At 72.4% G+C, this 21,070-nt stretch carries 18 protein-coding genes; 7 read left to right on the top strand and 11 right to left on the bottom strand.

Features of this window, described 5'->3' with window-relative positions:
* Positions 1-36: 36 nt before the first annotated feature.
* The 5 genes from Plo01_RS14840 to Plo01_RS14820 form a co-directional block, all read right to left on the bottom strand.
* The gene (locus Plo01_RS14840) at positions 37-1,077 is read right to left on the bottom strand and encodes a serine hydrolase domain-containing protein (RefSeq protein ID WP_203891150.1); all 1,041 of its coding nucleotides are present in this window, start codon (positions 1,075-1,077) and stop codon (positions 37-39) included.
* A gap of 68 nt (positions 1,078-1,145) precedes the next feature.
* Positions 1,146-2,345, bottom strand: coding sequence for a bifunctional RNase H/acid phosphatase (locus Plo01_RS14835; protein WP_203891149.1), 1,200 nt, complete (start codon positions 2,343-2,345; stop codon positions 1,146-1,148).
* Entirely contained in the window at positions 2,342-3,082 is a 741-nt protein-coding gene (locus tag Plo01_RS14830; RefSeq protein ID WP_203891148.1) for a zinc ribbon domain-containing protein, read from the bottom strand. Before Plo01_RS14830 ends, Plo01_RS14835 begins: the two co-directional genes overlap by 4 nt.
* Positions 3,079-3,924: a Nif3-like dinuclear metal center hexameric protein gene (locus Plo01_RS14825; RefSeq protein ID WP_203891147.1), complete on the bottom strand. Its 846-nt coding sequence runs from the start codon at positions 3,922-3,924 to the stop codon at positions 3,079-3,081. The genes Plo01_RS14830 and Plo01_RS14825 overlap by 4 nt, the downstream gene beginning before the upstream one ends.
* 135 nt (positions 3,925-4,059) lie before the next feature.
* Positions 4,060-5,070: an ArsR/SmtB family transcription factor gene (locus Plo01_RS14820; protein WP_203891146.1), complete on the bottom strand. Its 1,011-nt coding sequence runs from the start codon at positions 5,068-5,070 to the stop codon at positions 4,060-4,062.
* Positions 5,071-5,145: 75 nt separating this feature from the next.
* On the opposite strand from Plo01_RS14820, the gene Plo01_RS14815 reads away from it, so the two are divergent.
* The 3 genes from Plo01_RS14815 (at position 5,146) to Plo01_RS14805 (ending at position 9,464) form a co-directional block, all read left to right on the top strand.
* Positions 5,146-6,423: an MFS transporter gene (locus tag Plo01_RS14815; protein WP_239316345.1), complete on the top strand. Its 1,278-nt coding sequence runs from the start codon at positions 5,146-5,148 to the stop codon at positions 6,421-6,423.
* Between the two features lie 306 nt (positions 6,424-6,729).
* Positions 6,730-8,268 (top strand): flavin-containing monooxygenase, encoded by a 1,539-nt coding sequence (locus Plo01_RS14810; RefSeq protein ID WP_203891145.1) that lies wholly within the window; start codon positions 6,730-6,732, stop codon positions 8,266-8,268.
* 143 nt (positions 8,269-8,411) lie between these two features.
* The gene (locus Plo01_RS14805; RefSeq protein WP_239316343.1) at positions 8,412-9,464 is read left to right on the top strand and encodes a dipeptidase; all 1,053 of its coding nucleotides are present in this window, start codon (positions 8,412-8,414) and stop codon (positions 9,462-9,464) included.
* A gap of 48 nt (positions 9,465-9,512) precedes the next feature.
* Here Plo01_RS14805 and Plo01_RS14800 read toward each other — a convergent pair whose 3' ends face one another.
* Entirely contained in the window at positions 9,513-10,337 is an 825-nt protein-coding gene (locus Plo01_RS14800) for an NAD(P)H-binding protein (RefSeq protein WP_239316341.1), read from the bottom strand.
* A gap of 127 nt (positions 10,338-10,464) precedes the next feature.
* Between Plo01_RS14800 and Plo01_RS14795 the strand changes: the two genes are divergently transcribed.
* Positions 10,465-11,430 carry an AraC family transcriptional regulator gene (locus Plo01_RS14795; RefSeq protein ID WP_203891143.1) on the top strand — a complete coding sequence of 322 codons (966 nt, stop codon included), beginning with the start codon at positions 10,465-10,467 and terminating at the stop codon, positions 11,428-11,430.
* On the opposite strand, the gene Plo01_RS14790 is transcribed toward Plo01_RS14795, so the two are convergent.
* From Plo01_RS14790 to Plo01_RS14780, 3 genes are read right to left on the bottom strand one after another with little or no spacing between them, the layout of a single operon-like run.
* Entirely contained in the window at positions 11,417-12,913 is a 1,497-nt protein-coding gene (locus Plo01_RS14790; protein WP_203891142.1) for an AMP-binding protein, read from the bottom strand. The genes Plo01_RS14795 and Plo01_RS14790 overlap by 14 nt on opposite strands.
* A 14-nt stretch (positions 12,914-12,927) precedes the next feature.
* Positions 12,928-13,995 (bottom strand): acyl-CoA dehydrogenase family protein, encoded by a 1,068-nt coding sequence (locus Plo01_RS14785; RefSeq protein WP_203891141.1) that lies wholly within the window; start codon positions 13,993-13,995, stop codon positions 12,928-12,930.
* Positions 13,992-15,233 (bottom strand): acyl-CoA dehydrogenase family protein, encoded by a 1,242-nt coding sequence (locus Plo01_RS14780; RefSeq protein WP_203891140.1) that lies wholly within the window; start codon positions 15,231-15,233, stop codon positions 13,992-13,994. The genes Plo01_RS14785 and Plo01_RS14780 overlap by 4 nt, the downstream gene beginning before the upstream one ends.
* A gap of 235 nt (positions 15,234-15,468) precedes the next feature.
* Between Plo01_RS14780 and Plo01_RS14775 the strand changes: the two genes are divergently transcribed.
* Entirely contained in the window at positions 15,469-16,584 is a 1,116-nt protein-coding gene (locus Plo01_RS14775; RefSeq protein WP_239316339.1) for a sensor histidine kinase, read from the top strand.
* On the opposite strand, the gene Plo01_RS14770 is transcribed toward Plo01_RS14775, so the two are convergent.
* Complete coding sequence (locus tag Plo01_RS14770) at positions 16,549-17,409, bottom strand: DMT family transporter (protein ID WP_203891139.1); 861 nt, start codon at positions 17,407-17,409, stop codon at positions 16,549-16,551. The genes Plo01_RS14775 and Plo01_RS14770 overlap by 36 nt on opposite strands.
* 299 nt (positions 17,410-17,708) lie before the next feature.
* On the opposite strand from Plo01_RS14770, the gene Plo01_RS14765 reads away from it, so the two are divergent.
* Positions 17,709-18,701, top strand: coding sequence for an AurF N-oxygenase family protein (locus Plo01_RS14765; RefSeq protein WP_203891138.1), 993 nt, complete (start codon positions 17,709-17,711; stop codon positions 18,699-18,701).
* Positions 18,698-19,543: an SDR family NAD(P)-dependent oxidoreductase gene (locus tag Plo01_RS14760; protein ID WP_203891137.1), complete on the top strand. Its 846-nt coding sequence runs from the start codon at positions 18,698-18,700 to the stop codon at positions 19,541-19,543. Before Plo01_RS14765 ends, Plo01_RS14760 begins: the two co-directional genes overlap by 4 nt.
* Positions 19,544-19,680: 137 nt before the next feature.
* Here the strand turns inward: Plo01_RS14760 and Plo01_RS14755 are convergent, their stop codons facing one another.
* Entirely contained in the window at positions 19,681-21,069 is a 1,389-nt protein-coding gene (locus Plo01_RS14755; protein ID WP_239316337.1) for a glycoside hydrolase family 5 protein, read from the bottom strand.
* Between the last annotated feature and the right edge of the window lies 1 nt (position 21,070).

Here is a 21,070-nt window from a genome sequence, read left to right as displayed (position 1 = left end):
GAGGCGGCTCGTTCCGGCCCGCGGGCGCATGGAGGCTCAGGAGTCCCCGAGGCCCCGCTGTTCCTGCAGGCGGCGGAGCAGCTCGAAGGCGGGCTTGTCCATCGACCGCTGGGTGTTGCCGATCGCGATGACGGCCGCCTGCCGCTCCGGGTCGAACCCCACGAACGAGGAGAATCCGCCGGTCATCCCGTTGTGCCAGATCTGCAGGCCGCCGCCCTGGCTCGCGTGCAGCCGCTGGCCCATCCAGCCCAGGTGAACCCAGGAGAAAGGGGTGTTCCGGTGCTCGGTCTCACGGGTGAGCCGGATCGCCTCGGCGAGCTCGCCGGAGTCGGGGTTCAGCTGGGCGCGCACGAAGGCGACCAGGTCCGCGGCCGTCGACCGCAACCCGCCGGCTCCGGCCAGGTCGGCCAGGTGCCACGGCGAGACGGGCCGGCGGCGCCGGTCGTGTCCCTGGATGAGACGGCCTGACTGATCGGTGAGACCGGTGTCGGTCATCCCCAGAGGTTCGCAGATCTCCCGGGTGATCAGTGTCTCGTAGTCGGTGCCGGCCCGGCGGGCGAGCGCCAGCCCCAGCAGACCGGCGCCGAGGTTGGAGTAGCGGAACCGGCGTCCGGGGACGGCGCCCAGCCGGGTCGCGGCCAGGGTCCCCAACAGGAACTCGGCGGTGCATCCGGCGTACGGATCCGGCGTCGACGGGCGCAGCAGCGCCCGCAGGAGCATGCCCTTGGGCAGCCGGGGCAGGCCCGAGGTGTGGGTCGCCAGGTGCCGGAGCGTGATCTCCTTGCCGTCGCGCGACGGCACCCGCGTCCCCTCGGGCAGCAGCGCGGCCAGCGGCTCGTCGAGATCGGCCTTGCCCGCCACGGCCAGCCGCGCCAGGGCCAGTGCCGTGAACACCTTGCTCACCGAGCCGATCTCGAACACCGTGTCGGCGTCCGGGACGCCGTCGTGCTTGCCGCCCGTCCGTCCGGCGCCCCGGATCTCCACCGATTCTCCGGCGATCGCGGCGACCACCACGCCCACATGCTGCTCTGCGAGCCGGTCGGCGGTCTCCCGCACCAGGCTGCCAAGGTCCGTCATATCCGGCAATCTAGTGGATCGTGGGACGAATGGGCGCTGTCCGGGCCTCTTCTCGTGACCAGTGAAGATCAGTGGAGATGTGAGGTGTCGTTGAACGCCTTCACCACGGCCGGCCCGTCGGCGTAGTACTCGATCCGGGAGACGCACGCCAGGTCGAGGTGCATGCGGTACAGCGCGGCGGGAGGCGCCAGCAGGGCGAGCCGGAGCAGCGTCTTGATCGGCGTGACGTGGGAGACGGCGAGGACCGTCCTGCCCTCGTAGCGCTCGACGAGAGCGTCCAGGGTCTCCTGGACCCGCCGGGCCACCGTCTCGAAGCTCTCTCCGCCCGGCGGCGCGACGGACGGGTCCGCGAGCCAGGCCGCGAGCTCGTCCGGCCAGCGGCGCTGGATCTCGGTGAAGGTGTGGCCCTCCCAGTCGCCGAAGTCGGCCTCCCGCAGCCCTTCCTCGACGATCACCTCCAGGCCGGTCCGCGCGGCGACGGCCTCGGCGGTGGCGCGGGCGCGCTTGAGCGGGGAGCTGACGATCACCTGGACGCCGTACGGCGCCCGCGCGAGCCTGGCCGCCGCGGCCTCGGCCTGGGCGGTGCCGTTGGGAGTGAGCTCGGGGTCGCCGAGTCCGGAGAACCTGCGCTCGACGGAGAGCGCGGTCTCGCCGTGGCGGAGCAGGATCAGGGTGGTGGCGGCGGTCGTGGCCGGCCGCCAGCCGGTCCCCTTCGCGGCCGCCCCTGGAACCTCTGACGATATTTCGGAAACATCCGTCGAATCGAAGAGGGACTCCTGAGCACCCCCGGCCCCCGGCACAGCCGAAGCCGGGGATCCGGGCCCGCCCGAGGTGGTCGTGGAGTGCCAGGCGATGCCCTTGGCCGCGGCGTCCATGGCCTCGTTGGCCAGGCGGTCGGCCTCCCGGTTCTGCTCACGGGGGATCCACCGCCAGCTGACGCGGAGACGGCGGGCCAGCGCCCCCGCCTCCAGCGCGAGCGGGCGCAGGCCCTCGTTCTTGATCTTCCAGCGGCCGGCCATCTGCTCGACCACCAGCTTGGAGTCCATCCGGACCTCGACGGCCGCGCCGTCCCCCGCCAGGTCGAGCAGGGCCCGCAGGCCCGCGATCAGCCCGCGGTACTCCGCGACGTTGTTGGTGGCCGTACCGATCGCCGCGGCGTCCTCGGCGATGATCTGCCCGTCGGCGGCGTCCCTGACCACCGCGCCGTAGCCGGCGGGGCCGGGATTGCCCCGGGACCCGCCGTCGGCCTCGACGACGTAGGACGTCACAGACCGGACTCCGGCGTGCGGACCAGGATGCGGCGGCACTCCTCGCAGCGCACCACCTCGTCGTGGGCGGCGGCCTTGATGCGGTTGAGGTCGGCGATGGACAGGCTCGTGCGGCAGCCGAGGCAGCGCCCGCCCTGGAGCATCGCGGCGGCCACGCCGAACTGCTCGCGGAGCTTCTCGTAGAGGGAGAGCAGGTCACCGGGGACGCCGCCGACGACGGCGGCGCGGCGCTCCTGGGCCTCGGCCCTCTCCTTGTCGATCTCGGCGAACGCGGCGTCCCTGCGGTCCTCGGCGGCGGCGCGGGACCCGGCGAGCTCGTCGCGCTCGGCGGCCAGCTTCGTCACCTGGGCGTCGGCCGCCTCCCTGCGCTCCATGATCTCCAGGACGACCTCCTCCAGGTCGCTCTGGCGGCGGTGCAGGGAGGCGATCTCCGACTGGAGGCTGGCGAGGTCCTTCGGGGAGGACACCTGCCCGGAGTCGAGGCGCTTCTGGTCGCGCTCGGCGCGAGTGCGGACCGAGTCGACGTCGCCCTCGGCCTTGGCCTGCTCCCGGGCGAGGTCGCTCGCCTCGGTCTCGGCGGCGATCACCTGGGTCGCCAGCTTGGCCACGCGGGCGGCGAGCTCGTCGATCTCCGCCAGCTCGGGCAGGGTGCGGCGGCGGTGGGCCAGCCGGTCGATGACGGAGTCGATCTCGGCCAGGTCGAGCAGGCGCTTCTGGTCTGCCGGGGCTGCTTTCACGTCGTTTCCTCGCACTCTGCTGTTGTCGTCCACGCGTCCGTGACCGTCTCGGACACGCGCGTCTCAACATTAATCCCCTCGGCCGCCAACTCGGACGCCACGATCCGGGCCGCGTCGGCCAGCCAGGGCCACTCGGTGGCCCAGTGGGCCGCGTCGATCAGGGCGGGCCCGCCCCCGTCCGCGGCGGCCTCGATGAACTCGCTGGCCGGGTGGTGGCGCAGGTCCGCGGTGAGGAACACGTCCACCCCGGCGGCGCGGGCCGTGCCGAGCAGGGAGTCCCCCGCTCCCCCGCTCACCGCGACCCGCCGGACCTCGCGGCCGGGGTCTCCGGCGACGCGCAGGCCGCCCGCCGTGCCGGGAAGGCCGCGGGCGGCCTGCCCGGCGAAGTCCCGCAGGGACATCGGGGCGGGCAGGGAGCCGATGCGGCCGAGGCCCCGGCGGGGGTCGTCGGCGGCGGGGCTCAGCGGGACCAGCGGGCCGGTCAGCCCGACGGCGCGGGCGAGGGCGTCGGAGACGCCGGGATCGGCGACGTCGGCGTTGGTGTGGGCGGTGTACAGGCCGATGTCGTTCTTGATCAGCGTGTGGACCAGGCGGCCCTTGAAGGTGGTGGCGGCGACGCTCGTGGTGCCGCGCAGGTAGAGCGGGTGGTGGGCGACGATCAGGTCGGCGCCCCAGGAGACCGCCTCGTCGGCGACGGCGGCCACGGGATCCACCGCGAACAGGATCTTCGTGACGGGCTGGAACGGATCGCCGCAGACGAGCCCGACCGCGTCCCACGACTCCGCCCACCGGGGGTCGTAGGCGGATTCGAGCACTTCGACGACGTCGGCGATGGTAGGCACCTGCGCAGACTATCGGCCCGCCGCCGGGGGCACGTGATCCCGGCCACCCGGCCGACGGGAGGCTCGGCCGGCCGTCCCGATCAGGGAAGGTCGTGGAGGCCAAGCAGGCCAGGAAGGCCAGAGAGATCAGGGAGGTCAGGGGAGGACAGGGAGATCAGGAGAGGACGGGGAGGTCAGGGAGACGCCGAGGGCGGTCGTCATGTACAGGACGTTGCGTCCGGATCGCTCGCGCGCGACCAGCCCGTTCTCGCGCAGCACCGCGAGGTGCTGCGACACGGCGCTGGGTGTGACACCCAGCGCGCGGGCCAGCTCCGTCGTCGTGGCGGGAGACCGCAGTGCCTCGAGCAGCTCGGCGCGCGCCCGGCCGAGCAGCCGGACCGTGCTCCCCGCCGGCGGCCGCGTTCCCGCGGTCCACAACGCGCCGACGCCCCGTGCCGGGTACCGCACCGTGGTCTGCGTGGACGTGCTCTTCTTGATCATCACATGGGGCGGGCCGAGGACGACGGGGATGAGGACCAGGCCGCCCGGGCCGCGACGCACCACGTGCTCGGTCCGCCAGTGCCTTCCCCGCATCGTCAGCCGGCCATCGCACCAGTGCAGATCCGGATGCAGGTCGGCGAAGAGCTTCTCGGCGCCGCCCGCCGCCAGCTGCTTGGCACGGTAGATGACGTCCGCGTCGAGTACGGCCCGGATCCGCGGCCAGTGCGGCGCGATGAGCCGGTCGTGCGCCGTGCGCAGTTCCGCGGCGATCGCCCGCAGGCCCGCCGCCGGCTGCGCGGCGAGCGCGGCGGCGGCGTCGGGGAGCTCCTCGCCGAACACCCGCCGGAGGCTGGCCCGCACGTGAGACGCGGTCGTTCTCTCCACCGCGGCCAGGTCGTCCTCGATCGCCGTCGCAGCGCCGAGCGGAGCGGGGACGAGGAACTCCGGCCAACTCCGCCGGTCGTTCACGAGCAGCGGCCGGACACGTGACAGACCGAGGGGGCGCCTGGCGATCTCGTCCGCCGCCCACCGCAGCCACCGCAGGTTGAGCGGGTTCCGATCACGACCGCCCAGCTGCTGCAGGCCGGCCACCGTCTCGGACAGCGGTGAGATCGCGAATCGCGTCGCCGCCAGCTCGGCCACACCGAGATCGACCCTCAAAGCCATGAACCGACTATGTACGACTCTGTAGCGGAGGGCTAAATGCTGTCGTGGCGCCGCCCGGCGCCCGAAGATCCCGGCATGAAAGGCATGGAACCGGACGGCACACAGACCGGCACACGACAGGCCGATGCCGAGCCGCGCCTGTCCGCGGCCTACTGGCGGTTGTGGTGGGCGACGGGCGTCAGCACAGCCGGTGACGGCGCGTTCGCCGCGGCGGTTGCGCTGCTGGCCGTCACGGTCACGCGCGACCCGCGGCTCGTGTCGGTCGTGTCCGCGGCGACGTACCTGCCGTGGCTGCTGCTGTCGCTGCCCGCCGGGGCGCTCGTCGACCGGTACGACCGCGCCGGCCTCATGCGGCGCGCGCAGGCGGTCCAGGCCGTGATCGCCGGCGTCATCGCGCTCCTCGCCGCGTCCGGCCGCATCGGCGTCCCAACGTTCGCGGTCATGGCCTTCGGGCTGGGGGCGTGCGCGGTCGTCTCCGCCGGCGCGGCGCAGGCGATCCTGCCGGACCTCGTCGCCAAGCCCCTGCTGCACCGGGCGAACGGCCACCAGCAGACGATCACCACGATCGGCTCCCAGTTCCTGGGACCGCCGATCGGCGGCCTGCTCTTCGCGGTCACTGCGGCGCTGCCGTTCGGGATGGGCGCCGGCTCGTTCGCCCTGTCCGCCGCGCTGCTGACGCCCCTGCCCGGGCGCGGTCCCCGGCAGGGCGGGCGCCCGCCGACGCATCCACTGCACCCGCCGACGCGCACGGCGATCGCGGACGGCCTGCGCTGGCTGGCCCGCCACCGGCTGTTGCGCACCCTCGCCGTCCTGCTCGGTGTCAACACCTTCTGCGGCCACCTCGGTAACGCCACCCTCGTCCTGCTGGCCACCCGGACGCTGGGTCTCGACGCGCGCGGCTACGGACTACTGCTGGCCGGCGCCGCGGTCGGCAGCCTGCTCGGCGGCCTGACCGGCGCGCGCGTCATCAGCAGGGCCGGGGAACTTCCCGCGCTCCTCACCGGGCTCGCCGTGAATGTCGCCGTCTTCATCGGGATCGGACTGAGCCCGAAGGCGATCGTGCTCGGCGTCCTGCTCTCCGTCAACGGTTTCGTCGTCACGCTCTGGAACATCGTGACCGTCAGCCTCCGGCAACAGGTCGTGCCCTCCGAGATGCTGGGCCGGGTGAACGGCGTCTACAGGATGCTCGGCTGGGGTCTGATCCCGCTCGGAGCCCTGGCCGGCGGGTGGATGGCGCACGCGTTCGGGTTGCGCGCGCCGTACCTCGTGGCGGGCGCCGTGCGGGGGATCGCCCTGCTGACCGTGACGCCCGCACTGATCCGCGCCATCCGCGGCCGGAAAGGATCGGGGTAGCCCGGCCCCTCGCTCACGGGGCCTGGAACCCGCGCCCGCACGGGCGATCATTGCTGATCACGACGCCGGTGGTGCCCGGCCTCAGGCACGGCGGCCGGCGGCTTCACCAGCAGACGATGGTCTGGAGTGACGATGGTCTGGAGTCCGGGAGGACGAGCCGGTCCGCCCGGCGCCGCGCCCCGCCGGGTTCCCGGGCGGACGCCGTACGGCCCGGCGGATCGGATGTTCCGGGCGAAGCTCACACTGTTCCCCAATGCGGCCAGATCGCCTAATGTAAGTGGATCCTGACTCCCCCGGAGGACTGCCATGGGTCCCACTGTCGCGATCATCGGTGCCGGATTCGGCGGGCTGTGCATGGCCATCCAGCTCCACAAGGCGGGCATCGACTCCTACACGCTCTTCGAGAAGGGCGACGACGTCGGGGGCACCTGGCGTGACAACACCTATCCCGGGGCCGGTTGCGACATCCCCTCACACCTGTACTCCTTCTCCTTCGAGCGCTATTCCAGCTGGACCCGCCGCTATCCCGGGCAGCCGGAGATCCTCGACTATCTGGAGAGGTGCGCCGACAAGTACGGCCTGCGCCCCCGCATCCGGCTGAACACCGAGGTCGTCTCCGCCGCCTACGACGAGACGCTGGGCAAGTGGCGGGTGCGCACGGCGAGCAGCACGAAAGGCGCGGCGGGAGACGCGGGCGGCGCGGGCGGCGCGGAAGATGGGAACGGCACAGGAGACGGGAACGGCGGCCGCGCGGCAGGCGGGGAGACCGAGGAGCTCTTCGACGTGGTGGTCTCGGCCGTGGGCCAGCTCAACCGGCCGCACCTGCCCGAGATCCCGGGCATGTCGTCCTTCGCGGGGACGTCCTTCCACTCGGCCCGCTGGGACCACTCGGCGGACCTGACCGGCAAGCGGGTGGCCGTGATCGGGACCGGCTCGTCGGCCGCCCAGCTCATCCCGCCGGTGGCCGAGGCCGCCGGGCACCTGGACGTCTTCCAGCGGACCCCCAACTGGGTGATCCCCAAGCCGGACGCCGTCTTCAACCGGGCGGCCCGGGCCGCCTTCCACTATCTGCCGTTCACCCAGCGGGCCTACCGGGAGTGGATCTACCGCTACGCCGAGGGCACCCTCTACCACGCCCTCGCGGGCGGCTGGAGCACCGGTCTGCTCCGCAAGCGCGCCCTGGACCACCTCCGCGCCCAGGTCCCCGACCCGGAGCTGCGCGCCAAGCTCACCCCGGACTACCCGATCGGCTGCAAGCGGGTCGTCATCGACAGCGCCTTCTATCCCGCGCTGACCCGCCGGAACGTGGACGTGGTCACCGACCGGATCGTCCGGATCGTCCCGGAGGGGGTGGAGACCGAGGCCGGGGTCCGCGAGGCGGACACGATCGTCTACGCGACCGGTTTCCTGACCACCGAGTTCCTGGTCCCGATGGAGCTCGCCGGCAGGCAGGGGCGCCGGCTCCACGACGAGTGGAAGGACGGCGCCGAGGCGTATCTGGGCATCGCGGTGCCGAACTTCCCCAACCTGTTCCTGCTGTACGGGCCCAACACCAACCTCGGCCACAACTCGATCGTCTTCATGATCGAGTGTCAGGTCCGCTACATCATGGGCTGCCTGCCGTACCTGAAGGAGCGGGGGCCGATGGAGGTGCGGCCCGAGGCGATGGACAGCTGGCGGCGGGCCCTGGAGCGGGCCATGGACGACATGGTCTGGCAGGCGGGCTGCGCGAGCTGGTACAAGAACGCGGCCGGCCGGGTGACGAACAACTGGCCCGGCTCGACGCCCCTGTACCGCAGGCTCACCCGGGCGCCGCGCCCGGCGGCGTTCCGCTTCGCCCGCTGAACGGCGGCCGCCGACCACCGGCCGGCGACCGATGCTCCACGCCCGCCGATCGGCGGCCGCCGGCCGGTGACGTCACGGATTCCGCGGCGCCCCCGGTCCCGGTAAGGTCCGGGGCACACACACTCGCGAGGAAGGACCCGCCCGTGTCCCCCGCCCCCGCCACCCCCGCCGAGCTGCACGCCGACGCCGTGGTCGCCGACACGCACAACGACCTGCTGATGGCCGTGGCGGCCCGGCCGCCGGAGCGGTGGGCGTCGTTCTTCCGCGAGCGCTGGCTGCCCCAGCTCCGCGAGGGCGGGGTGGACCTGCAGGTGCTGCCGGTCTTCATCGACGGTCAGCACCGGCCGGAGGGGGCGCTCCGGCAGACGCTGCGCATGATCGAGTGCGCGCACACGCTGGCGGAGGGCAACGCCGACGAGGTACGGCTCTGCCTGGACGGGGCCCAGATCGACGAGGCCCTGGCGGAGGACAGGATCGCCCTGGTCCTGGCCCTGGAGAGCATGCCGGGCCTGGACGCGAGCGTCGAGCTGCTTCCCACGATGCACCGGCTGGGGGTGCGGGTCGCCTCGATCGCGCACTGGGGCCGCACTCCGCTGGCCGACGGCAGCGGCGAGGACGCGACCGGGAGCAGGCTGACGGCGGCGGGGGTGGCCGCGGTCCAGGAGATGGAGCGCCTCGGCATGATCTTCGACGTCTCCCACCTGGGCGCGTCGGGCGTGGAGCACGTGCTGGAGCTGGCCAACCGCCCGGTGATGGCGACGCACTCGTCGGCCCGCGCCCTGCGGGACCACCACCGCAACCTGACCGACGACCAGATCCGGGGCGTCGCCGCGACCGGCGGCGTGGTCTGCGTGAACTTCCTGGCCGCCTTCCTCTCCGACGACCCGGCCGCCTTCACGGTGGACCGGCTGGTGGACCACATCGCGCACGTCGCGGCGGTGGCGGGGATCGACCACGTGGGCCTCGGACCGGACTTCATCCGCGAGGTCCTGCGCGACGTCACCCCGCCCTGCTGCGAGTACGGCCCCAGCGGCCTGGACGTGATGGCGTCCGTCCCGGGCCTGGACGGGCCGGCCGGCCTGCCGCTGGTCACCGAGGCGCTGGACAAGCACGGCTTCGCGGAGGAGGAGATCGTCAAGATCCTCGGCGACAACGTGCTGCGGCTGTTCCGCGCCGAGCTGGGCAAGCCCGTCTGATCGGGGAACCGCATCGGTGCGGGACCGGCCCCGGGCAGGCCCGTCCGATCAGCCCTTCCACACGCCGGTGGCCGCGACGGCGCTCACGTAGCCGGCGAAGTCGCGGGGCTCCCGTCCCAGGGCGCGCCGGACGCCGTCGGCCAGGTGGGCGTTGCGCCCGTCCAGGATCTCGGCGAACATCCCGGCCAGCACCTCCGCCTCCATCTCCGGCACGCCGTACTCCATGAGCATGCTCGCGTAGCCGTCGGCGGAGACCGGCACGTAGCGGACCTCCCGCCCGGCCGCCCGGGAGATCTCGGCGGCCGCCTCGGCGAAGGTCAGCAGCCGGGGGCCGGTCACCTCGTACACCTGCCCGGCGTGGCCGTCCCCGGTGAGCGCCGCGGCCGCGACATCCGCGATGTCCTCGGCGTCGACGAACGGCTCGGCGACGTCCCCGGCCGGGAGCGCGATCGTGCCGCCGAGCACCGGCTCCAGCAGGTGGCCCTCGTCGAAGTTCTGGAAGAACCAGCTCGCGCGGACGATCGTCCACTCCGCGCCCGACTCCTGGATCACCCGCTCGGCGGCCGCCGCCTCCGGTTCTCCCCGTCCGGACAGCAGGACCAGCCTGCGGACCCCGCTGTCCACCGCCAGCGCGGCCAGGGCGCGGATCGCGTCGGAGGCCCCGGGCGCGGCCAGGTCCGGGTAGTAGGTCACGTACGCCGCGCCCGCGCCCCGCAGCGCGGGCTCCCAGGTGGCCGGGTCGGCCCAGTCGAAGGGCGGGGTCGCGGACCGGGAGCCGGCCCGCACCGGCAGGCCGCGCTCCCGGAGCCTGGCCTCCACCCGCCTTCCGGTCTTGCCCGTACTGCCTATGATCAAAGTTGTCTTCTCTGCCATGGAATCCGTCATGGAATCAGTGAATCGCGATCTCCATGAGACGCTCCATGGCTGAGATACTCAATTCCATGTTTTATCGTCTACGACTTGTCCGGTGGTTGTCCAGGCCGGGTGTGGGGTGAACGAGATGGACGCGCTGACGGGGCTGCTGGACGGGCCGCGGGCCCGGGAGGCGTTCCTGCTGCGGGCGATGATGGCTCCCCCGTGGTCTGTGCGGATCGAGGACCGCGCCCCCCTCTCCCTGACGGCCGTGGTGCGCGGCGAGGCGTGGGTGATCCCCGACCGGGGCGGGGCGGTACGGCTCCGCCCCGGGGACATCGCGATCACCCGCGGCCCCGATCCCTGCACGTTCGCCGACGACCCGGCCACCCCGCCGCAGGTCGTGGTCCATCCCGGCCAGCGCTGCACCACCCCGGAGGGCGAGGAGCTGTCCGAGGCGATGACCCTGGGCGTACGGACCTGGGGGAACGACCCGGACGGCCCGATGGTGATGCTCGTCGGCACCTACCAGCCGCACTCCGAGATCAGCCGGCGGCTGCTGCGGGCGCTGCCCACGCTGCTGGTCCTGCCGGGCGACTCCCTGGGCAGCCCGCTCGTCCCGCTGCTCGGCCAGGAGATCGTCAGGGAGGAGCCCGGCCAGGAGGTCGTCCTGGACCGGCTGCTGGACCTGCTGCTCATCGCCGTGCTGCGGGCCTGGTTCTCCCGTCCCGAGGCCGAGGCGCCGGCGTGGTACCACGCGCTCGGCGACCCGGTGGTGGGGCGGGCGCTGCGGTTGCTCCACGCCCACCCCGACCGTCCCTGGACGGTGGCCGGGCTCGCCGCCGAGGTGGGCGTCTCCCGGGCGGCGCTGGCCCGCTCCTTCACCGAGCTGGTCGGCGAGCCGCCCATGGCGTACCTGACGGACTGGCGGCTGACGCTCGCCGCCGACCTGCTGCGCGGCTCCGACGCCACGGTCGGCGCCGTGGCCGCGCGGGTCGGGTACGGCAGCGCCTTCGCGCTCAGCACCGCCTTCAAGCGGGTGCGCGGGGTCAGTCCCCAGGAGCACCGCAGGAAGGCGCGGGCCGAGGAGCCCGAGGCGGTCAGTCAGTCGTGAGACTCTCCTTTTCCGACTTTTCCGACTTTTCCGACAGATAGGTCTCGCGGACCTTGGAGCGGGAGAGCTTCCCGGTGGGGGTGCGGGGCAGCTCGTCCCGGAACTCGATCACCCGGGGGTGCTTGAAGTGGGCGATGCGCGGCTGGAGGTGCTCCAGCAGTTCCCCGGCCGACGGCCGGGGACCGGGGGCGGCCTGGATGAGCGCGACCACGGTGTGGCCCCACTCGGGGTCGGGGACCCCGATCACCGCCACGTCCGCCACCGCCGGGTGCTCCAGCAGCGCCGCCTCGATCTCGGCGGGGTAGATGTTCACCCCGCCGGAGATGATCAGGTCGGTGCGGCGGTCGCACAGGAACAGGTAGCCGTCCTTGTCGAGATAGCCGATGTCCCCCGGGGTATACCACTCCCCTCGCATGCTGGCCGCCGTCTTGGCCGGGTCCTTGTGGTATTCGAAGCCGCCGATGCCCGACTTGACGAAGATCATGCCGGGCTCGCCGGGCGGCAGTTCCATACCGCTCTCGTCGAGGATCCTGACCTCGAAGGTCGGGGCCGGACGGCCGACGGTGCCGGGGCGCTCCAGCCACTCCCGCGGTTTGACGGCGAAGGCGATGGCCGACTCGGTGGAACCGTAGTACTCGTACAGGACCGGGCCCCACCAGTCCATGATCCCCTGCTTGACCGCCACCGGGCAGGCGGCGGCGGTGTGGATCACCTGCCGGAGCGACGACACGTCGTGGCGCTCGCGCACCTCGGGCGGGAGCCGCAACATCCGGTGGAACATGGTCGGCACCATCATGGCGTTGGTGACCCGGTGGCGCGCGATCAGCTCCAGGACCGTCTCCGGCTCGAACTTCGGCGCGATCACCAGCGTGTGCCCCAGGTGCAGGGCGAAGATGGTGTGCGCGCACGGGGAGGAGTGGTACATCGGCGAGGTGATCAGGTGGATCTCGTCACCGGGCTTCAGGTCGCACACCTCGCCGAGGAACCAGGTGTAGAGCGGGATCGTCGCCTCCGGCTCGGTGTCCGACAGCGGACGGCGCACCCCCTTGGGGAAGCCGGTGGTGCCCGAGGTGTACCACATGACGGCGCCGGACGTCCGGTCGCCGGGCTCGGTCTCCGGCTGCCCCTCGGCCAGGGCGGCGGCCCCGCCCGACTCCGGGGTGACCGTCAGCCGGGCCCCGCTGTCGCCGACGATGTAGTCGATCTCCCTCTCGGTCAGGTGCCAGTTGATCGGCACGTAGTACAGCCCGATCTGCCCGGTGGCCATCAGCATGGTCACCGCGTCGATCCCGTTGGGCAGCACGCCCGCGACCGCGTCGCCCCTCTTCAGGCCCCGGGCCCGCAACCCGTGCGAGACCCGGTTCACTCGGGCGAGCAGCTCGCCGTACGTCGTCACCGTCCCGTCGGTGTCGATCACCGCCCGGCGGTCCGGGTCGGCCTGTGCGATCCGGTAGAAGCCTGGCAGCCCGCTGATGTCGGCCATGCGTTCTTCTCCTCTCACAGCTCCAGCAGGTCGGCGAGGCGGGCCCGGTGCGTCCGCGGCGGCCCGAGGAGGACCTCGTCGGCCTTGGCCCGCTTGTAGTACAGGTGGGCGTCGTGTTCCCAGGTGAAGCCGATGCCGCCGTGCAGCAGGAGGCTGTCGCGGGCCACCTCGAAGCAGGCCCGGCCCAGGTAGACCTGGGCGAGCGCGGCGGCCGCGGGCAGCTCTGCGGGGGCCTCGTCGGCGGCCCAGGCCGCGTGCCGGACGATCGACTCGGCCTGCTCCAGCTTGCAGTGCATGTCGGCGAGTTTGTGCTTGACCCCCTGGTAGGAGCCGATGAGCCGGTTGAAGGCCACCCGGACCTTGCTGTAGGCGACGATCGCGTCCAGCGCGGCCCGGAGCACGCCGAGCTGCTCGGCCGCCACCGCCACCGCCAGCAGGTCCCGGGTGCGGGCCAGACCGTTCTCGTCGCCCTCCGAGATCACCCGGCCCGCGGCGCCGTCGAAGGTCACCCCGGCCTGGCGGCGGGTGGGGTCGAGCGTGGTGAGCGCCCGCCGGGTGACGCCCTCGGCGGCGGACTCCACCGCCACCAGCGCCCCGTCCGCGGTCTCGACCAGCAGCACGTCGGCGTCCATGCCGTTGATCACCTGGGGAGCGGTCCCGCGCAGCACGGCCCGGCCGTCCCCGCCCGCGGCGTCGACGCCGACGCCGGACGCCGGGACGTAGACGGCGTTCAGGCGTCCCTCGGCGATGCCGGAGAGCAGTTCCTTGTCCGGCGTGCGGGCCTGGGTGAGCGCGACGGCGGCGGCCGTGGTGGCCAGGAACGGCCCCGGCAGCAGCGCCGCCCCGGTCTCCTCCAGGACCACGGCGAGTTCGGCGTGTCCGGCGCCGGCGCCGCCGTACTCCTCGGGGACGATCAGGCCGGTGAGCCCGAGCTCTCCGGCCAGCCTCCGGTAGACGGCCGGGTCGTGGCCGGTCTCGGAGTCCATCGCGGTCCGTACGGCGGACAGCGGCGAGGCCGTGGCGAGGAAGCCGCGGACGGCCTCGCGCAGCTCCCGCTGCTCCTGGGTGAGAACGAGCTTCATGCGAGCCTCCCGTCCGCGGCGGAGGCGTCCCCGCTCGTCCTCAAATCCTTGAACGGCACGTTCTTGTCGGTCCGCGGCTCGGGCGGGAGGTTCAGCACCCGCTCGCCGACGATGTTGCGCATGATCTCGTTGGTCCCGCCGCCCAGGGCCATCCCGGGGGCCATCGCGATCGTGTTGGCCAGCCGGACGCCCGCGCTCTCGCCGCCGTCGCCCTCACCCGGGTAGGCCACGGCCTCCGGCCCGGCCAGCGAGGTGGCCAGGTCGGCCTGGAAGAGGGTCAGCTCGGCCAGCAGCAGCTTGGCCGCGCTGCCCCGGGCCCCGGGGAAGATCCCCGCCTTGGTCTCCTGGGCGAGCCGCTGGTTGAACAGGGCGAGCGCGCGCGAGCGCACGTAGAGCTCGACGAGCTGGTCCCTGACCAGGGGGTCGGTGGCGCCGCCCGGGCCGGCGTGGGCGGCGCGCAGCGCCTCGAAGGCGGCCGGGTTGTCCTTCTGCCCGCCCATGCCGACGCCGCTGGAGATCGACAGGCGCTCGTGCAGCAGGGTCGTGACCGCGCAGCTCCAGCCGTCGCCGACCTTGCCGACCACGTTCTCCGCCGGGATGTGCACGCCGTCGAAGAAGATCTCGTTGAAGTGGGCGCGGCCGCTCATGTCCCGCAGCGGCCGGACCGTGACGCCGGGGGCGTGCATGTCCACGATGAACATGGTCAGCCCCTTGTGCTTGGGCACGTCCACGTCGGTACGGGCCAGCAGCAGTCCCAGGTCGGCGTGGTGGGCGACGGAGGTCCAGACCTTCTGGCCGTCGACCACCCAGCCGCCGTCGGTGGGGACCGCCCGGGTCTGCAGCGCCGCGACGTCGCTGCCGGCGCCGGGCTCGGAGAAGAGCTGGCACCAGATCTCCTCCCCGCGCAGCAGCGGCCGGATGTAGCGCCGCCGTTGCTCGTCGGTGCCCAGGTCGACCAGGGTGGGCCCGCACATGCCCAGGCCGATGGAGAACACGTAGGTCGGCAGGGCGAAGTCCTGGGCCTCGGCGGCGAAGGCGCGGTCCTCGGCCTGGGTCAGGCCCTGCCCTCCCCACTCGCGGGGCCAGGTGATGCCGGAGTAGCCCGCGTCGTACAGCTTCACCATGAATTCCTTCGCGGCGGCCACGCCGCCCGCGTCGGGTGCGCCCTCGGCCCTGGTGTCCGGGGCGTTCTCCGCCAGCCAGGACCTGGCCCCGCGGCGGTACTCGTCAAGATCCATGCCCGCTCCAATCAGTGCTCACTTACTCTAACCAGCGGGCGATCAGCCGTACAGAGCATCGCTCTACACGAGAAGCGGATGCGATCTTTGCCCTCACTTGGCCATGTATCGCCAGGAAAAGGCAATCAATCTGCCTGATGCGATCGTCTGAGAGCGTGCACGCGGGATCCCGCCCGCGAAGTCCCGTCGCGCGTCGGGGTTCCGCGGGATCCGCGGGCAGGCTCCAATCCGGGGGGTGAAGATCGGCGTGCCCGTACGGCGCTCGTGGTCTGTCCGGACCCGGCTCACGCTGATCGCCGTCACCACGGCCGCCCTGTCCGACACCGCCGTCACGGCGGTGGCGCTGTACTTCCTGCACGACCTCGCGGACGCCTACTATCCCGGCGAGCCGATCCCCTGGTACGTCCACCCCGGGCTGTTCGCCTTCCTGGTGGGCACCTCCGCGCTGGGCGTGGCCTTCTCCGGCATCAGCGCCTACCGTACGGTGACCGGCGCGCTGGGCCCGGTGAACTCGATCACGAGCGAGCTCGCGGAGATCACCTCGACCGACCTCGGCCGCCGGGTGCCGGTGCCGGATGCCCACGACGAGATCAGGGAGCTGGCCCAGACGATCAACCAGGCCCTGGACCGCCTGGAGAAGGCGGTGGAGCGGCAGCGCAGGTTCGCCTCCGACGCCTCCCACGACCTGCGCAGCCCGCTGACCGCCATGCGCGCCCAGGTCGAGGAGGCGCTGCACTATCCCGAGGACGTCGACTGGGGGCCCAAGGCGCAGGCCATGCTCGCCAGCCTGGACCGGCTCCAGGCGATCGTGGCCGACCTGCTGACGCTCGCCAAGCTCGACGCCGCCGCGCCCTCCGCCCGGGAGCGGATCGACCTGGGCCGGATGGTCGCCGACGAGCTGGACCGCCGCGAGCGCCGGGTCGAGGTGGTCCGGAGGCTGGAGCCCAGCGTGACGGTGGCCGGCGACCCGCTCCAGCTGGCCCGGCTGCTGACCAACCTGATGGACAACGCCGAGCGGCACGCGACCTCCGCCATCATGGTCACCGTCTCGGCCCACGAGGGCAAAGCCGTGCTGGAGGTGCTGGACGACGGGGCCGGGATCGCCCCCGCCCAGCGGGAGGTGGTCTTCGCCCGGTTCACCCGGCTGGACGCCGCACGGGCCCGGGACGCCGGGGGCACCGGGCTGGGCCTGCCCATCGCCAGGGAGATCGCCCAGACCCACGGCGGGAGCCTGGTCGTGGAGGACAGCTCCCGGGGTGCGCGCTTCGTGCTGCGCATTCCGCTGGCCCGCAGGGCCAGCGACCCCGGCCGCCCGTCAGGGCACTCCCCGGGCCGGGCGGCGGCCGGGTAGCACGGCCAGGAGCATCGCCGTCGCGATCAGCCCTCCCCCGAGCAGGACGGCCCAGGTGAGCGGCTCGCCGTACACGACGGCGGCCAGGGCGGTCACCCAGAGCGGCTGGGCCGACAGGATCACCGCCGCGGGCGCCGGGGGGACGTGGGCCTGTCCGAAGGAGCGGGCCAGGAAGCCCAGGGCGCAGGCCACGATCGACAGGTGGGCGAGGATCGCCCAGTCGGCGGGGGACGAGGGGAGGGTGAGGCCGTCCGGGACGGCGAGGATGCCCGTCATGAGGGCGATGACGCCGAGCTGGATCACCGCGACCGCGTAGGCGTCCTGCCGGGCCCGCTCGAAGGCGCCCAGCACCAGGGTGTGGGCGGAGTACAGGATCGCCGACAGCAGGGTGACGGCCAGCGCCGGCAGGGAGACGTCGGCGTCCCCGCCCCCGCGCAGGAGGGTGAAGACCGTCATCGCGGCCGTCGCCAGGGCGACCGCCGTCCAGGTCCGGCCCGAGAGCCTGGCCCCCAGCAGGACCAGCCCGAGGACCGGTGTGATCACCACGTAGGACCCGACGGTGAACCCCGAGACCGGCGACGGCAGGTCGTGCAGCGCCACCGCCTGGGCGGTCTGCCCCACCCCGAACAGCAGACCGAGCAGGATGCCGGTGATCCAGGTTCTCTCCGGCAGCCCGCGCAGGCAGCGCGGATGCAGCGCGAACAGCACCAGCGTCGCCACCCCGTATCGCTCCGCGAGCAGGTCGGCCACGGGAATGCGGCCGATCAGGTCTTTCATCAGCGGGAAGGCCGACCCCCAGGCGGCGCTGACGAACAACAGAAGCACGGCTCCCACCAGGGGTCGGGGAGCGGTCACTGCTGTCACAAGGGAAGCGTCGCATCACCGTGAGCGAGCGAGCGCTGCTCCGCAAGCCCGGGAGTGGACTGATTACAACCCTGAGTTAAGGACGTCCCTCCGGCATGAGGCAGCTTCATCCCCAACTCGGACCCCACGAGACGTCCTACGGATCGTAGGGGCCCGCGCGGAGGACGGACGTGAGACACCTCACATCCTCCGGGGGACTTCCCGCTCTATTGGATTCTCCGTACAATTAAGGAGCAGGACATCCGATGGGAGTTGCACCGATGACACCCGCTCCGAGCACCACAGCGAACAGAGAGAACGACCAGCAGGTCGTGGAGAAGCGCGCCTACGAGGCGGTCATCGAGCGTCTCTCCAAGGCCTCGGTCGACAAGCACTGGGAGCCCTACGTCGACATCCCCTGGGACGACCCGGACTTCCAGGTCCGCCAGGACGACCCGCGCTGGGAGCTGCCCGGGGTCGACAAGCTGGGCGGCCATCCGTGGTACCGGGCCCAGCCCCCCGCGGTCCGGGCCAAGATCGGGCTGTGGCGGGTGGCGACCGCCATGAAGATCGGCCTGCAGTTCGAGAACCTGCTCAAGCGCGGCCTGCTCAACTACGCCTACCGGCTGCCGAACGGCACCCCCGAGTTCCGCTACGTCTACCACGAGACCATCGAAGAGGGACATCACGGGATGATGTTCCAGGAGTTCGTGAACCGCACGAAGCTCCCGATCAAGGGCATGCCCGGGCCGCTCAGCCTGCTCGCCCAGATCACCCCGTGGATCCCGCTGATCTCCACCGAGCTGTTCTTCATCTTCGTGCTCGGCGGCGAGGACCCGATCGACCACGTGCAGCGCAAGACCCTCAAGGAGGGTCAGATCAAGCACCCGCTCGAAGAGACCATCATGCGCATCCACATCGCGGAGGAGGCCAGGCACATCTCCTTCGCCCGGCACTACCTGCGCCGCCGGGTCCCGCGCATGCCGCGCTACCGCCGCTTCACGCTGGGGATCATCTCGCCGGTCATCCTGGGCATCATGGCCCGGATCATGCTCTCGCCCCCCGGGTCCATGATCAGGGCGTTCCGCATCCCGGAGCAGGTGGTCAAGGACGTCTACACCGAAAATCCCGAGGCCGCCGCGCAGATCCGCGACTCGGTGAGCAAGACCCGGGAGCTCTGCGCCGAACTGGGCATGATGAACGCGCTCCAGCGCAGAGTCTGGAAGATCATGGGAATCTACGACGCCCCCCCTGCGAAGAAAGCGGCACGGTGAGCGAATCATCTGACAGGTCATCCGGCTCCGGCACCGCCCGCCCCGGAGCCAGGACGGCGATCGTGACGGGAGGCGCGTCCGGCATCGGCCGGGCCGTCTGCCGCGAGCTGAGCCGGCGCGGCATGCACGTCGTGGCCGCCGACATCGACGAGGCGGGGGCCGAGCGCACCGCCAAGGAGTTCGGCTGCGCGAGCGCCGGGCTCGACGTCACCGACGCGCGGGCCGTACGGGACCTCGTCCGGCGGGTCAAGGACGAGCGCGGACGGCTGGACTTCATGTTCAACAACGCCGGGATCGCGGTCGGCGGCACCACCGACGAGCTCACCCTCGACCACTGGAACCGCACGATCGACGTGAACCTGCGCGGCGTGGTCCACGGCGTGCACGCCGCCTACCCGATCATGCTGGAGCAGGGCCGCGGCCACATCGTGAACACCGCCTCACTGGCCGGGCTCACCCCCGCCCCCCTGATGCTGCCGTACACCGCGACCAAGCACGCGGTGGTCGGGCTCTCGCTCGCGCTGCGGGCCGAGGCGCGGGCGCACGGCGTACGGGTGAGCGTGGTCTGCCCCGGTTTCACCGACACCCCGCTGCTGGACCACGCCAACCCCGGCCTGCCGCAGACCGCCACGGGCGCCGACGCCCGCGGCTCGGCGACCAGGACCATGGGCCGGCTCTACTCCGTCGACTCCCTGGCCGACGACATCATGCGGGGGGTCGCGCGGAACAAGGCGCTCATCGTGGCTCCGGCCTCGGGACGGCTGGCCTGGCGGGGGGTGCGGCTCTCCCCCGCGGCGGCGGTCCGCGTGGCCGCCCTCGCCGTACGGCGGCTGCGCGGCTAGCGCCTCCGGCCTGCGAGCGGCGGACGACCGTCCCGGGGCCCGCGGCCGTGCGCCGGGCGCCCCGGGCCGCCGAGCGGCGGACGGCCGTTCCGGGTCCATGTCGGGTTGCTCCCGGAACGGCCGTCCGTCCCCCGCTCTCAGCGCTGCCCGGAGGCTCCCAGGTTCCCGGCGAGCAGCTCGATCAGGGGTCCGCGGCGCACGCAGGACGACAGCGCGAACGAGTCGGCCAGCGCGAGCAGTTCCTCGTCGGACAGCCCCTTGAACAGGGCCGCGTACTCGGGAAGCAGCGCCTGCGCGATGAGGATGTGCCGGATCAGGTCGTCGGTCTGGTAGCGGGCGCCCCACGGGTAGGGGTCCCACCCGGGGAACTCGGTCTCCACCAGCCGGTGCAGCGGCGCGAGGACGTCGGCCGATTCCTCCATGGTGGAGCCCCACCGGTCGGCGCCCAGGCGCGCCTTCTTGGCGATGAACGGCCCGAAGCGCTCCAGGTACGGCCCGGCCGGGTCCGGGGTCGCCAGGCCCTGGAGCCCGACGTCCTTGTAGGTCCACAACGACCAGCCGGCCCCGTGGGCGTCGTAGATCTCCAGCTGGTCGCGGAGGATCTGGTAGCGCTGCTCGTCGACCGCCGGGTCGCCGGTGTAGACGGGGCCGAACTCCCCCACCCACAGCGGCGTGCCGGTCTGGCGCTGGAAGACGGTGCGCCGCTCGAAGGTCCGCTCCAGCTGGGCCCGGTCCACCCACTCGCCCCGGGTGTGGCCGGGGTACGGCCCGCCGTGCGCGAAGCCCGCCAGGGCGTAGTCGTGGCAGACGAAGACGGTGTTCTCGTAGAGCTCGCGGAAGACCGAGAAGTCGGTGGAGTAGGTGTTGCCGTCGAGGAAGAGCACGTGGTGCGGGTCGGCGGCGCGCACCGCCTTGACCAGCCGGTCGTAGAACGGGCCGACCACGCGCCCGCCGGAGTCGCCGGGCTCGTTGACGGGGTTGTACCCGGCCACCCACGGGTTGTCCCGGTAGCGGTCGGCCATCACCTCCCACAGGTGGACCACCCGGTCCTGGAAGTGGCGGTGCCGCCAGAAGGAGGCCACGTGCGTGGGGTTGTCGGAGTGCCAGTGCTGGTTCTGCGCGCCCGGAACCGCGTGCAGGTCGATCACGCTGTAGATCCCGTGCCGGCCGAGCAGGTCGATCACCCGGTCCAGGTGGCGGAAGCCGTGCTCGATGATCTCCAGAGGCCGGTCGTCGGACTCGAAGTGACGGTAGTTGACCGGGATCCGCACGCAGTTCATGCCGATCTCGCTCAGGAGGGCCGCGTCGGCCTCGCCGAAGAACGACGTCAGCAGCCGGTCGAAGAACAGCTCGGCGCGTTCCTCTCCGATCGCCTCCGCCACGGCCTCGCGCATCGCCGACTCGTTCGCGGGGTAGCCGGTGATGAAGTTCTCCATGTTCATCCAGCCCCCGAGGCCCACTCCGCGCAGCCGTACCGGGGTGCCGTCGGCGGCGACGAGGTGGGTTCCGGACACATGCAGGGTCACG

This window comes from Planobispora longispora, assembly GCF_016863135.1.
Classification (GTDB): domain Bacteria; phylum Actinomycetota; class Actinomycetes; order Streptosporangiales; family Streptosporangiaceae; genus Planobispora; species Planobispora longispora.
This window is presented reverse-complemented; position numbering and strand designations above follow the sequence as displayed.

Excerpts from the sequence above, each read along its gene's own strand:
- Plo01_RS14840 (WP_203891150.1), bottom strand. The coding sequence starts at position 1,077 with ATGACGGACCTTGGCAGCCTGGTGCGGGAGACCGCCGACCGGCTCGCA.
- Plo01_RS14820 (WP_203891146.1), bottom strand. The coding sequence starts at position 5,070 with ATGGCTTTGAGGGTCGATCTCGGTGTGGCCGAGCTGGCGGCGACGCGA.
- Plo01_RS14815 (WP_239316345.1), top strand. The coding sequence starts at position 5,146 with ATGAAAGGCATGGAACCGGACGGCACACAGACCGGCACACGACAGGCC.
- Plo01_RS14810 (WP_203891145.1), top strand. The coding sequence starts at position 6,730 with ATGGGTCCCACTGTCGCGATCATCGGTGCCGGATTCGGCGGGCTGTGC.
- Plo01_RS14800 (WP_239316341.1), bottom strand. The coding sequence starts at position 10,337 with ATGGCAGAGAAGACAACTTTGATCATAGGCAGTACGGGCAAGACCGGA.
- Plo01_RS14795 (WP_203891143.1), top strand. The coding sequence starts at position 10,465 with ATGGACGCGCTGACGGGGCTGCTGGACGGGCCGCGGGCCCGGGAGGCG.
- Plo01_RS14790 (WP_203891142.1), bottom strand. The coding sequence starts at position 12,913 with ATGGCCGACATCAGCGGGCTGCCAGGCTTCTACCGGATCGCACAGGCC.
- Plo01_RS14785 (WP_203891141.1), bottom strand. The coding sequence starts at position 13,995 with ATGAAGCTCGTTCTCACCCAGGAGCAGCGGGAGCTGCGCGAGGCCGTC.
- Plo01_RS14780 (WP_203891140.1), bottom strand. The coding sequence starts at position 15,233 with ATGGATCTTGACGAGTACCGCCGCGGGGCCAGGTCCTGGCTGGCGGAG.
- Plo01_RS14765 (WP_203891138.1), top strand. The coding sequence starts at position 17,709 with ATGACACCCGCTCCGAGCACCACAGCGAACAGAGAGAACGACCAGCAG.